Raw genomic sequence first — 12,610 nt, 5'->3', positions numbered from 1 at the left:
GTGAGGTTTTAGTCCGATGGAGGGCAATGCAATTGTCGTATCCAGCATCATCGAAGATGCCTTTCTGATATCATGCCTGGTTCTCGCGCTGCAGAATGCAGAGCAGGCGATCAATAGAAACTCAGACGTCGACAACTTCTTAGATGATTGCCAGACCAGTATCGAAGCCATGCTCCTGAAAAGACTCCTCGCCACCGCGGGAATGATCCGGAACCTAGTGTTCGAAAAGTATCCATCAGAGATGAGAACCGGCGAATGGCGCCAACTCGCGGACAGAGAGGTTGGTTTGCTTTCCACGGATGGAAGCGACCCCATCCCGCTACATTTTCAAGAGAGCTGCAACAAAATCCTTCATCACCGTAGTTATTCCTTCCCAGCATCAGATCAGATGGATGATATGAAGGCGCGGTCGAGCCTCAGCTTGCAGGATTGCGCACAGTTCTCTGGGTCGCGGCAAAAGAGCAAATGGCATGCGATCATCAACTTACACAATTTTGCTTCAGCTGCTTGGGTTTGCGCCGATATCGACAGCAGGATGTGACACGGTTGCTACCCAGCATCCGATCAACTATGCGCGGCCGACTGCGAAGGCGTTGTTAGCCGCCGATTTCCGCCAGCGGTTTATGAGAGGAACCTCTACTGGCGGGGGCGAGTTGCGGTTCGTTACTAGAACCGAATGATGGGGTAGAGCTCAACACTGTTCAACGTGCAATCGCGGTGTCGCCCCAGTTTGGCAAGCGATAAATTACGGCGTCTCTGGAGTACGGCTCATTTACACGTGCAACGCTCCAATTAGCCACGATACGCGTTTCTAAGTTGCACAACGGATATCGCATTTACGAACTGGCGCATACCGCCGTCGAGTATAGGGAACCTCAGCGAAATTCAGTAACGGTGACCGCACGGTAACCCGCGTTGTATCCTTTTGTCACTTCGTCGGGACCGAGGGTGTCATTTTTCGACTCCTATGCTTCATTGACGGCTTCCGCCGCCATTGTCTTGGAGACCCCTCTGATTGAAGGCCCGATTAGGCACTTCGCGGAGCTTCAAATTGCAGACCGGTCCATTTGCCTTGTAATCTTGTCGTCGTTCATCGGTGGTCCTTCCGGTCAAAGGTGGGTTTCGTAACCAGACCCTACCGGAAGCGCCGATTACCATCGCAAAGCCGTTCGCTACAGCCGAGCTACACCGCCTGTGGTTACACGACCTACTTTTGACGACTCAACCTCTGGTGTTCAACCCCATAATAGGCTACCATTGGCCGATCTATTAGGGAGCGCTAATATGACGATGAATAGGCGTAAAATGTTCGCGTTGGCGGGAACTGCTGCCACATCAGCAGTTTTACAGGTGGCAGGAGGAACTGCTTATGCCCAGGAGAATAATTCTATAAACTTAAATATAGACGGTAAAAATGTCACCATAGAAAACGCTCCGCAAAAAATAAAGGAATTGAACACATTTCTTGAAAACGAGGATAATTTCAAACAATTTGCCCAAGACCCCGATGCTTCTCTCAAGAAATTTAACATGACCGTCGACCCTGATTTTATTGATCAGCTCAAAAACAGGTTGAATGGTAAAACCTCCATCAAAGACCTCCAGTCAAAAGTAGGTCAAGGCGGGGAGGACAACGCGACCCTTTGGGCTGTGGCGGCCGGCTCCTACTCCATTTCGTCCTCTAAAGTTGCCGTAGCGTTTTAAGTTGCATTCCGAAGTGCTGTCAGCAACTTCATTCGCCTTTCATCTGACATACACATGTCCGCTGACATGTGCACATTGCTGTTTTCATTCCGGTCCAAGCGTGCGTGATAAACTTGACCCGTCACTCGTGCTAACGGCTATTGCTGCTTTACCAGATGATTTATCGCTCGTCGCATTTACTGGTGGAGAGCCATTTCTTCACGGTGCGCACTTGGTTAAATACGTTCAAGCTGCTCACGAGCGGAACTTCAGGACACGAATAGTCACCAGCGCCTACTTTGGTTCAACTGGTGCTGCAGCAGCCTCCAAGCTAAGGCCACTGGCTAAGGCTGGATTGGACGAACTCAGCGTTAGTTGGGATGATTTTCACGAAGAGTTCGTCAAGTTCGATGCGGTCGCGAACGTTGTAAACGCGGCAATAGAATTAGGTATCTCCACCGCAATCAACTGTGTAGAGACAGCCGATTCACGCTGGACTCGCGTGAGCATTCTTGAAGCATTGGGAGAAAACGCCGGACGACTAGCGGTGGTTGCTGAAAGCCACTTGAATTTGACCGGGCGAGCCGAGGTCGAACTAGCCGATCGTCCCGCCAAAGCCAACGGCTATTTGGGGCCGTGTCCCTACGTGCTTACGGGACCGACATTGAGTGCGAAAGGCAAGCTGCTTGCATGCTGCGGAGTTATACCGGATACTGATCGGCTATCGATTGGTACTGAATTCGAGCCAGCCGATATTCCTGACCTGATTCATAAAAGTTTTTCCAATCCTTTACTTGTATGGCTGTTCTTGCGTGGCCCCTACTCGCTTGTCAAGGAAATCGCGCTGCGCCGTGGTATAGAACTGCCGTCAGCTGATGGGATTGGTGGTAATTGCGAGGCATGCAAGATACTTTTGACAAATCCGACTTTTCTGTCCGGTATCGATGACGTTCTTAAAGATAAGCTTTCGGCCCTTGCCAACGAAATGCTTCTGCTCGAGTCTATCGGGTTTTTGAATCCTGAGAAGATTGCAGCCTTCTGGTCGACTAAATCGGCTACCCGAGTTGGTCTTTAACGAGGGCTTCGTAACCCCGGAAGTGACCTGTGCGTAACCAGCCGATATAGCCGTCGTCCTCGGGACCAAACCCGTAGAACGAGCGTAGCCAGATCCGGCGAGGTTTGTTGGGAAGGTCAGTCATCAGCCCAATGCCCATACTGAAGAGTCGAAACGGGTTGAGCGCTCAACTTCTCGGCCTCAAACATCGGTTGACGTGGCGAGGACATCCCACGGCGTGATGAGACGTTGAAGCGCTTCTGACTCTTTGCCTGAGGCCGTCACGAACGCTGCACCCACCCGCGTCAAGGGCGACTCGACGGCAAGGAACATCTCGACGAGGCTATCGAGTGAGGTCCTCGGGCCTACGAACCTGAAGGTCTCCATACGCTTGGCATCGAGACGGCAACTAGGGAATATGTCCGAGATTTTCATCTGCCGACCAACGATCGTCTCCGTCTCTGCCCACAAATGATGGAAGACGGCCGCTTCGTTAAACACACCAATAACCGCATCGCGCTCATCCAGAATTGGCACATGAGTGAAACCGCCACGTTTCATCTCGTCGGCCAGGTCACCAAGCTGGTCGGTAAGGCTGGCGGTCCTGATTTCCTTACGCGGCACACCGACAGAATTGGCTGTAGGTGGGTTTCTCAGATGGTTGAGCAGAGCCCTTACCTCATCGAGAAACGTCTTGGAAATCTCAATGGCGTCGCCATCGGAACGATGCTTGGGATGTTGGAGCGCATTTCGCACGTCACGGATGTAGACGAGTAGCGCGCGATTCTTCCTCACAGAGCCATCACGCTCTGACGCCTTTTCGATCTCGAACGAGCGAGATGATGGCGAACCGGCGCGGATATTAACTTCGCGGACGATCTCCTCGAAGGTGCGGATGAAACCCTCGGTCGGGTTGCTCATTCCGTCGCCTCCATCTCACGTTCCTCGGCCGGCGCCAGCGCTTCGGCATGCAGTTTATCGAGCAGGCGGCGCTGTGCAGCTCTAATCCCGTCGAGGCCCATGCCGCGCGTTATCCCATGTCCGTGGACGGATTTCGGCAAACGTCCTCACCGTCTATCGGATGCTCTGTCCAAGGCAATCGGGGCGCGTGGTGAACCGGCTCATGCTTGCGAGGGCCCGGGCGAGCGAGTCCCGCCAGGTGCCAAAATCTCGCATCCCGTGAGCGGTTATAAAGCACGTGCTTAATACCCGCCCGACCTTCAGCAGATGCGATGTCCAGCGTGGCTTGTGCCCCACGCCGCCTAAGGACGCCTTGCAGCCAAACTTTTTTCGGCGGCAGCGAGTCCCTCCTTTACTCTGTTAAGAGCGCTGCTTGAAAGCCATTTGTCGGGGTCACTAAGAGCTTCGCTCAGTCCTCTCAGTCGATTTCTCAGTCGATTTGCTATCTCCGGTCGATATGGCGTCTTTGCAAATATCAGCAGGGAATTGGTAATGGGTTCCTCCACGGGATCAAGATATATCTCTCTCTCTTCTCCCAGTAACTTCACACGATCCACCAACTCCCAGGGCGTTTCGGACCTCTCCAATATCTGGCAAACTTGGAACGCAGTATTTCTGGCAAACAACTCGTATCGCTCCGCACGGTAGTCGGCTGCAACATGCAGAAGTTTAAACGCGCGAAGATGGAGGGCTAACGCGTCGTTTAAGTCTTTGAGACCGTCGATGGTATCGGTCGGAAGCCTCTCCTTTCCTCTTGCATATAAACTCGTCGCCTTGAGACAAATCATGGTGACTTTGTCTTGTTCATCGTATCGACGGCCGTTGAGAACCAAGTCCGCGATCTTCAAGGTCCAGCCATCGTGAGCGCCACTGTTTCGTTCCGCGTCAAACCACCTGTTCATGTAACGAAAGTCCGGCTCGTGCCGCATCTTTAATGCGTACTCGAATGCCTCTCTGGCCTCGATCAGGTGTGGCCTAGCAAGGCAGACGCAAACATAAGCGTACGTGCTCTTAAACACGGGATTTTCAGTTACCAGAGGGGGCAGATTCTTGTCGGTAACGATCCGGTAGGCTTCGTTTGCTCGATCGGGTGGATGGGATGGAAACCGCTTTGGCAGCAATCTCTCAACCTGAGTGGCAATTGCCGCGACTCTCGGATTGCTAACCTCCACGGTTCTCTTGTAGGCGCGTATCCGTTCTCTTAAGACGCTATATCCTTCTAAGTGGCGCTTGCGGCTGGAAACAAAAAGCTTAGTTAGCGGCGCTAACGAAAAGAGTGCCTCTTGGCCAGCCTCATCGACCTGCAGAAACATCTCGCGCACCATCCCGATCGCGTCCTTCACTCGCGACGGTTCGAACTGCAGCACCGTCTGCAGGTCGGCGAAATTTGCAGGTACGTCAAAATCAGCCAGAGCTGCAAGGAACAGCTTGGAAAGATTGCCACCTGTCAGCGCTTCCCATTCTCGGAGGAAGACGTACTCCCGTATGCTGTCGCCCGCGTGCTGATGGAACAACTCTACCGCCCGATCATAACTGCCGGCGGTCCGGGCAAGAGCAACGATATTTTCAACGACCAAGGGTCGGCGTTCTGAGACTGCTGCCAAAACATTGTCCCGAAACGCTCGCGACGGCTCCTGAACAGAAAACTGGGCGGCACATTCGCTTACAAAAAGTTCGTATTCTCCGTCCTGGAGGCCAGGGACTTCTATCGAATTTGTAAGGGACTGGGTGGGAGAATTCCGCAGAGTATAAATGACTCTGGATGGAACTTTTGATCGGCAAAGGCATCGGTACAGAAAATCCGACCCAGGATCAATACCTTTTGTAGTTAATGTATCAACATCGTCCAAAATAAGAACCACAGACGTTAGATCCAGAAACTGCACTAATTGCGACCTGAGGTCTGTCAATTGCGACGTCGCGAGGGACTCGAGATCAGAGGTCCAGTTTCCGTATTGCAAAATCTTCCGAAGAAGTTCTGATTCGCTAGAGAAATCGATATTCACGACATCAGTCACGCTACCAGTCGCGGGCACAAGTTCCTTCTCTTTCGCGCTTAGGAAAATAACGACTTCGATAGAATGCCCAGATATAGAAAGGTGCTGACCGTGATCCTTGAGGAGCTTGGCGAACTCGTAGGCTATAGTCGTTTTCCCCGACCCCCCTTTTCCATAAAGATACGTCCGTGGCTCGTCGGAGCTACCCAGCCAATGGAATAGCTGATCAAGGACCTCTGTCCGTCCGACAAACCGCTTCAATACAGCCGGACTTGGGGGGAGAGACCCTTCGACGCCCGAGCGCCCTTCAAATTCTTCGTAATCTGCTCGGCAAAAAAGAATGGGAAAATGGGATGGCGTTGCTTCAGAAACCTCGTGTCCGGCCCTCACCCAAAACGTGTCCGCCTTGTGTTTGCCGATACCTTTTGCAAATCGATATGGAGAAACGTTCTGTTGCCTTGCACACACCAAAAGGGCATTGACGTCACCATACCTTTCGGACGAGTAGTTCTTCAAAACCAGATTGGGATGAGCACCAAGTAATTGACCGAGCGCTTGTTGAAACTTGTCGAAGTTTATAAGAACTTTATTGTGCCCGCCGTCGCGCTTCTTGTCGTGGACTCCAAAAACGATAACTCCACCCAAGCCATTACCAAACGCGCATATCAGCCTAGCGATTCCAGCGAAATATTCGTCGGACAGAGAAAAAGGCCACTGGTCTTTGAAGTCCCAATATTGGCCTTCTTCCGATGTAAAGGCTTTACCTTCAGTGGTCAGCGCCGAATAAAAGGATTCTGCTTCTGGCATATCCTCGTCAGTAAGCCATTTGCGTATAGATTTCTCAATTTGGCGCATTTTGGAATCCCCCCACCCAAGGGATTATTCCATCCGGGGGCCTAAGCCAACTCGTGCGGGCGAATAATCTGTGTGAACTGGGACAAGTAGACGCAAGTTCAGAGCAAAGACTTCATGGATGAGTATCATCTGGGACGCACAGCGCTCACCTGACCGCGCCTTTAACGGGCGGCGCGGCTCCGTGAGCGCCCATGCGCGCCGACGAACGGCGGCGTCAACTCGACAAGAAGGTCGACGTAGAACCAAAAATCCTGATGGACACCGACACATTTCTAACTGGTTACGAAGCGCCGCTGGGAGTCGAACGTACCGCATTGGTATGACATAGCGGAACCGCGAGTTAAAAAGGCTCGTCGATTGTGCGCGGTTTGGCTTGCATTGGCTCCCCATGCCCCCCCTTGTCTTTTCACGAAAGCAAGACTCGCCCCGATTCGCCAGAAGCGTGACAGATTGTACCACAACAAGAATTCTGGGTTTGGCATGAGCGCAATGGCAATCGAGGAAATGTCGGCACTTCCTCGACAAGCTTCTTTACCGGGAGGGTGAAAATGAGCATGAATGAGGCCGACACGCGGTTTCACCTTATCGACCCCGTTCTCCGGGAGAAGGGCTATGTCAGTCGTGAGCGGGTCACACTCGAAACTGTCCTGACCCCTTCACCAGTTGAACCCATTGGGCCCAAGGGCCGCAGGCGGAAGGGGCCAGGGCGCACGGACTACCTCTTGTGCGTTCAGATCGACGACATGCCGAAGCCTATGCCCATCGCGGTTCTCGAGGCTAAGAAGGAGAGTGACGATCCTCTCAAAGGCATGCAGCAAGCCAAAACGTATGCCGACTGCGAGCGCTTTGACGTAAAATATGTCTTCGCCACCAACGGACATAGATATGGGGAGTACGATTATTTCTCCGGCCTCCAAGCCGGGCCATTCCAGTTCGCCGATTTTCTTGCTCACCCCGATCTTACGGCGAGATACGCCAAAGACCGTGGCATCAACCTTAGGGCACCGGAAGCGGCCATGCTCTTCCAGGCAGACAGCTCCGCTTGGGCGCAGACCCGATACTATCAGGACGCCGCAATACGCGTCACCTTCGAAAAGATCATTATCGACCGGAAATCGGGCACCCCGCCGCGGGTATTGCTGACCCTCGCCACCGGCGCAGGCAAGACGATCATCGCCACCAACCTGCTCTGGCGCCTCTCCCAGGCTGGACAGCTCCCGAAACCGGCACTCTTCCTGTGTGATCGCGACGAGCTTCGCGAACAGGCCTACAACAAGCTCAAGGCGGCCTTCGGCGACAACGCCCGCATCGTGAAGACCGAGCGGGGCGGCAACGCGGCACAGAATGCACGCATCCACATCGCCACCTATCAGACCCTAGGTCTGGATGACGATGAGGGGTTCGCGAGCTTCCTGACCGAACACTACGGCGAAGACGCATTCAGTGTCATTATCATCGACGAGTGTCACCGCTCCGCCTGGGGCCGGTGGTCCGAGGTGCTTCGGCGCAACCCGAACGCCATCCATATCGGTTTGACCGCGACGCCGCGCAAACTCGAGGAGTCGAAGCACGCCAGCGTCGAGGACCAGGAAATCACCGCCAACAATCGGAAGTACTTTGGTGAACCAGTCTACGAATACACCCTGATCGAGGCGCAGGAGGACGGATACCTGGCGGCCTGCGAGATCGTCAAACGCAAGGCCAGCATCGATAATATCGTCTTCACCAAGGAGGAAATCCTCAAGGCAGGTGTCCGTGACATCAAGACGGGCTTGCCGCTGACCGAGGATAACCTCACCAAGGCGCAGTATACGGGGAAGGACTTTGACGACGAGCTTTTCGTCGAGCTGCGAACGCCAAAGATGTGCGATGACCTGTTCCAGCTTCTCTGCCAGAACGGCGGACCGGAGCAGAAGGTCATCATCTTCTGCACGCGCGAGATCCATGCCGATCGGGTCGCGCAGCACATGAACAACCTCTACGTCCGATGGTGCCGCGAGAACGACCAGGTCCCCAAGGACCACTACGCGTTCAAGTGCATGGGCGGAGCCAATAACGGCGCCGACATGATCGAGCCGATGCGGGGATCGGGCGAACGCGCATTTATCGCCTGCACCGTTGACCTACTAGAGGCAGGCGTGGACATCGAACGCCTGAATGCCGTCGTCTTTTTCCGCTACCTCCAGTCGCCAATCAAGTTCTACCAGATGGTCGGCCGGGGTACGCGCATTCACGAGGAGACGGCCAAGTACAAGTTCTGGCTCTACGATTACACCGGTGTCACCGATCTCTTCGGAACCGAGTTCATCACCAGGCCAACGCGTCCCGGTGACAGGGGTGGCACAGGTGGTAGTGGCGAGAGCCGCGACGGCGGAGGGGGTGACGGCCCATCCGTGGCCGAGATCGGCGGAAAGCAGGTTATCATCAACCCCCAGGGTCGCTTCATCCTGGTCAGTCGCGACGGGCGCGACACGCCAATTCCGGTGGACGAATATCGGCGCGAGGTGATGGCACGTGTGCTCGCAGAGGCGCATACGCTGGACGAGTTTCGCGAGCTCTGGATCGAAACGACCAAGCGCCGTGACCTGATCGACCATCTGCTCGGCGACAACTTCAGCCCTGAAGTCATCCGCGAAATCGACAAGATGAGCGACTTTGACCTCTACGATTTCTTTGGCCATCACGGCTATCACGCCCGCGCTCTAAAGCGTCCCGAGCGTGGGAATCAATATATCGACTTGAACAGGAGCTGGTTTGACGCCATGGACCCGAAAGCCACCGTTGTGCTCAAGGAGCTTGGCCCCCAGTTCGCGCAAGGCGGCACCGACGCGCTGGAGACACCCGCTCTGTGGGACGTGCCGGAAATCCGGATGGCAGGAGGGCTCGCCGCGCTTCGTGGGCTGGGGAAACCTGCTGACGTGGTGCGTGAGGCAAAGGGAAGGCTGTTCAAGACGTGAGCAAGAAGATCATACTAGGAGACGGTCTCACCGAGATAAAGGGCGGCATTGGTCCTGACTGGGCGAACTTCCCGGTGTACGGAGCGACTGTTGACGGTCTTGCGCCGGCGAAGGAACTGCCGGGCAAGAACCCTCAGAAGTATAAGCCCGTTACGCCAGGGACTATATTCTACAATCCGATGCGTATCCTTATCGGTTCTGTAGCTTTCGTTGCCGAGGACGATGCCCCAGGCATTACCAGCCCAGACTATGTTGTATTCCGTGGGAATGAAGGTTGTATCGACTCACTCTGGTTTTACTATTGGCTCCGATCGCCTATCGGACATGAATGCGTGCTTTCTCTGGCCAGAGGAGCGGTTAGGGAACGAATGCTTTTCAATCGGCTGGCAGAGGCAGAGGTGTGCCTGCCAGATTTCGATGTACAACAGGAATTTGCCAATAGGCTGCGTATCGCGCAGTCGGAAATCAACTCGATAAAGGCTGCCATCAATGTGCAGCTAAGGGACATAAAGAGCCTGCCGCACAGAATTGTTGCGGCATCCTTTGGGGCATGACAATGAAGCAGAATAAATCCACAAAGCCCCAGCAAAGGAGCATCAGTGGCGTGCGATCCTTGTCGACTTTCGTCAAGGGTATCTGCGACGTGATGCGCCGCTCCAACTGCGCCAGTGCGCTTCAGTACGTGCCAGAACTGACGTGGATCCTGTTCCTGCGCCTTCTCGATGCGCAGGAAGCACGCGACCAGGAAGAGGCCGATGCCGTCGGCGTCGGGTTCTCGCACGCTTTGCGCGAGCCCTATAGGTGGCAGGACTGGGCGGCGCCTTATTCCGAGAAGCCGTACCATCCTAAGACCCCGGAGGGTAAAGCCTTCGGCTGGAAGCGGCAGGAACTGTTTGCTGCCGGTGACGGCAAGCTCTTCGACTTCATCAACAAGGAACTGCTGCCCGCGCTGCACAGGCTGGACACTGACACGCGTACCGGGCTGCCGAACCCGGCCGCCAGCCCCAAGCAGCGCATCATCGGCCGCATCATGACGGCGGTCGAACGGGTGCGCGTGGATTCCGAGACGAACCTGCGCGATATCCTGGATCGCGTGGACGAAATCAGCGTCGACAACATCGACGATACGCATTTCTTTACCCTGTCACAGGTGTACGAAGACCTGCTGCTCAAGATGGGCGAAAAGAACTCGGACGGCGGCCAATTCTTTACCCCGCGCGAGGTGATCCGGGCGATGGTGCATACAGTCGATCCGCACCTTGGCCAGACCGTCTATGACCCTTGCTGCGGCACCGGCGGCTTTCTGGCGATCGCCTATGAGCACATCGCCCGGAAACTGGGCCGCTCCCCGCTCAGCACTGACCTTGAGACGCTGAAGCACGACACGTTCTTCGGCCGCGAGAAGGAGAACCTTGTCATCCCGATCGCGCTGGCCAACCTGGTGCTGCACGGGATCGACCAGCCCAATCTCTGGCACGGCAACTCCCTTACGCGAAGGGCTACGTATGGCGCGCTCTTCGACAAGGCACCTAAGCAATTCGATGTCATTTTGACCAACCCGCCGTTCGGCGGGAAGGAAGGAAAGGACGCGCAGAAGAACTTCGCTTTCGAGACCAGTTCGACGCAGGTCCTGTTCGTCCAGGACATCCTTGCCGAGCTCGCGCCCAAAGGCACGTGCGCAATCGTCCTTGACGAAGGCATGCTGTTCCGGACCAACGAAGGCTCGTTCGTGGAGACGAAGCGCAAGCTGGTCGATGAATGCAATCTTTGGGCGATTGTGAGCCTGCCAGGAGGGGTCTTCTCGACCGCTGGCGCGGGCGTGAAGACGAACCTGCTATTCTTCACGAAAGGCAAGAAGACCGAGCGGATCTGGTACTACGACCTGAGCCATGTGAAGGTCGGCAAGAAGACCCCGCTTACGCTGGCGCACTTTGGATTCGACAAGGATGGAAGGCCGCTCGCCGACAGCGCGCTGCCCGCCAACCTGACCACCGATTGGCTGGAGCAGGAAGAAAACGCCGGAAAGCCGTTCCCGTCCTACGCTCGGCTGCAGCCGCTGCGCGGCAAAGCGGAGGCCGACAGTCGGCACTCTTGGACTGTCGACTTCGCAGCGCGCCGTGCGAAAGCCCGCCAAGAGATGCGGCCCATCTTGGAGCGGGCAACCGAAACCAAAGCCGAGGTGATCGACCTCAAGGAGAAGCTCAAGCGCCTGAAGAAGGTGAAGGCTTCCGACAGCAAAGTGGCGGCGCTAATCAGGGAGATCAGTGAGAAGGAGAAGGCAGCGCGAGAACTGGAGGCTCAGGCAGCAGCCGTGGATGCTGCCGTCTTCGACCTCAAGGCCGTCAACCCCAGCACAGTCGCAAAGTTTGACGACCGCTCGCCTGCCGAGATCATCCAGAGCATCCATGATCAGGGACGCATCGTGACCGACGCGCTGACGCGGCTCGCGGGGTTGGTCAATCGAGACGAGTCTATTTCCTCCAATGCCCGGACTGCATCTTGAGACCTCGCCGAAGAGTTCGACTTCTGCAGCCGTTCCTCCATACGCTTCTTATCGTCATACCCGCCGTGCCAGCGCTACGCATATTTCGCGACTTTCAGCAGCGGCGCAGCTACACGGGCGCGCGACCCTGGGCGACGGCTGACCACAAAACGTGAACAAAGTCAGTGGGTTGCGCGGTATGACGATTTGTGGCAGAGTGACTTTGCAACTGATGATGTGTGCTGACGCGCGGCCAATGCCGCCTTCATGACGCAGTGCTTCAGACGTAACAACCGATGCGTAAGCTAGGTTGTAAAGTTCTGCAGAGCGCCGCCGGTCGCATTTTAACCCTGAATGGAAACAGGGCGGAGATGCACGGTGCAGCGCCCTTTGTTGCTCTGTGCTCTCCGCTGATCGGAGAGTGTTGTGGAGAATTCACCCTGTAGCGGCCCTTCAGCGCCCGAAAAGCTGATCAATATCCAGATGGCCGCGAAAACGTTGGGCGTCCATGCTTGGGCACTGCGTCGGGCCATAAGCTCTGGAGTGATACCAGCTTATACCCCGTTCAACTCGCGGAAGCTGGTCAAACTCTCCGAGGTCGTCGCCTACATCGATGCCACCC

General features: G+C 55.3%; 10 protein-coding genes. 7 read left to right on the top strand and 3 right to left on the bottom strand.

The window, feature by feature from the left end:
* Positions 1–16: 16 nt before the first annotated feature.
* The 3 genes from NKJ76_RS26310 (at position 17) to NKJ76_RS26300 (ending at position 2,758) form a co-directional block, all read left to right on the top strand.
* Positions 17–541: a hypothetical protein gene (locus tag NKJ76_RS26310; RefSeq protein ID WP_352538724.1), complete on the top strand. Its 525-nt coding sequence runs from the start codon at positions 17–19 to the stop codon at positions 539–541.
* Positions 542–1,284: 743 nt separating this feature from the next.
* Complete coding sequence (locus NKJ76_RS26305; protein WP_352538723.1) at positions 1,285–1,704, top strand: hypothetical protein; 420 nt, start codon at positions 1,285–1,287, stop codon at positions 1,702–1,704.
* 13 nt (positions 1,705–1,717) lie between these two features.
* The gene (locus NKJ76_RS26300; RefSeq protein ID WP_352538756.1) at positions 1,718–2,758 is read left to right on the top strand and encodes a radical SAM protein; all 1,041 of its coding nucleotides are present in this window, start codon (positions 1,718–1,720) and stop codon (positions 2,756–2,758) included.
* 180 nt (positions 2,759–2,938) lie between these two features.
* Here NKJ76_RS26300 and NKJ76_RS26295 read toward each other — a convergent pair whose 3' ends face one another.
* The 3 genes from NKJ76_RS26295 to NKJ76_RS26285 form a co-directional block, all read right to left on the bottom strand.
* Positions 2,939–3,658 carry a CBS domain-containing protein gene (locus NKJ76_RS26295; RefSeq protein WP_352538722.1) on the bottom strand — a complete coding sequence of 240 codons (720 nt, stop codon included), beginning with the start codon at positions 3,656–3,658 and terminating at the stop codon, positions 2,939–2,941.
* Entirely contained in the window at positions 3,655–3,798 is a 144-nt protein-coding gene (locus tag NKJ76_RS26290) for a hypothetical protein (protein ID WP_352538721.1), read from the bottom strand. Before NKJ76_RS26290 ends, NKJ76_RS26295 begins: the two co-directional genes overlap by 4 nt.
* Positions 3,799–3,999: 201 nt before the next feature.
* Complete coding sequence (locus NKJ76_RS26285; protein ID WP_352538720.1) at positions 4,000–6,549, bottom strand: AAA family ATPase; 2,550 nt, start codon at positions 6,547–6,549, stop codon at positions 4,000–4,002.
* A gap of 191 nt (positions 6,550–6,740) precedes the next feature.
* Here NKJ76_RS26285 and NKJ76_RS26280 point away from each other — a divergent pair, with 191 nt between their 5' ends.
* The 4 genes from NKJ76_RS26280 (at position 6,741) to NKJ76_RS26265 (ending at position 12,009) form a co-directional block, all read left to right on the top strand.
* The gene (locus NKJ76_RS26280) at positions 6,741–6,872 is read left to right on the top strand and encodes a hypothetical protein (RefSeq protein ID WP_352538719.1); all 132 of its coding nucleotides are present in this window, start codon (positions 6,741–6,743) and stop codon (positions 6,870–6,872) included.
* A gap of 225 nt (positions 6,873–7,097) precedes the next feature.
* Positions 7,098–9,506, top strand: coding sequence for a DEAD/DEAH box helicase family protein (locus NKJ76_RS26275; protein WP_352538718.1), 2,409 nt, complete (start codon positions 7,098–7,100; stop codon positions 9,504–9,506).
* Positions 9,503–10,060 carry a restriction endonuclease subunit S domain-containing protein gene (locus NKJ76_RS26270; protein WP_352538717.1) on the top strand — a complete coding sequence of 186 codons (558 nt, stop codon included), beginning with the start codon at positions 9,503–9,505 and terminating at the stop codon, positions 10,058–10,060. Before NKJ76_RS26275 ends, NKJ76_RS26270 begins: the two co-directional genes overlap by 4 nt.
* Positions 10,061–10,062: 2 nt before the next feature.
* Positions 10,063–12,009 carry a class I SAM-dependent DNA methyltransferase gene (locus NKJ76_RS26265; RefSeq protein WP_352538716.1) on the top strand — a complete coding sequence of 649 codons (1,947 nt, stop codon included), beginning with the start codon at positions 10,063–10,065 and terminating at the stop codon, positions 12,007–12,009.
* Positions 12,010–12,610 lie beyond the last annotated feature (601 nt).

The organism is Mesorhizobium sp. M0029 (assembly GCF_040323735.1).
Classification (GTDB): domain Bacteria; phylum Pseudomonadota; class Alphaproteobacteria; order Rhizobiales; family Rhizobiaceae; genus Mesorhizobium.
This window is presented reverse-complemented; position numbering and strand designations above follow the sequence as displayed.

What these genes read in the sequence shown, in the direction of transcription:
- NKJ76_RS26310 (WP_352538724.1), top strand. Translation starts at nt 17, where the DNA reads ATGGAGGGCAATGCAATTGTCGTATCCAGCATCATCGAAGATGCCTTT.
- NKJ76_RS26305 (WP_352538723.1), top strand. Translation starts at nt 1,285, where the DNA reads ATGACGATGAATAGGCGTAAAATGTTCGCGTTGGCGGGAACTGCTGCC.
- NKJ76_RS26285 (WP_352538720.1), bottom strand. Translation starts at nt 6,549, where the DNA reads ATGCGCCAAATTGAGAAATCTATACGCAAATGGCTTACTGACGAGGAT.
- NKJ76_RS26280 (WP_352538719.1), top strand. Translation starts at nt 6,741, where the DNA reads ATGCGCGCCGACGAACGGCGGCGTCAACTCGACAAGAAGGTCGACGTA.
- NKJ76_RS26275 (WP_352538718.1), top strand. Translation starts at nt 7,098, where the DNA reads ATGAGCATGAATGAGGCCGACACGCGGTTTCACCTTATCGACCCCGTT.
- NKJ76_RS26295 (WP_352538722.1), bottom strand. Translation starts at nt 3,658, where the DNA reads ATGAGCAACCCGACCGAGGGTTTCATCCGCACCTTCGAGGAGATCGTC.
- NKJ76_RS26265 (WP_352538716.1), top strand. Translation starts at nt 10,063, where the DNA reads ATGAAGCAGAATAAATCCACAAAGCCCCAGCAAAGGAGCATCAGTGGC.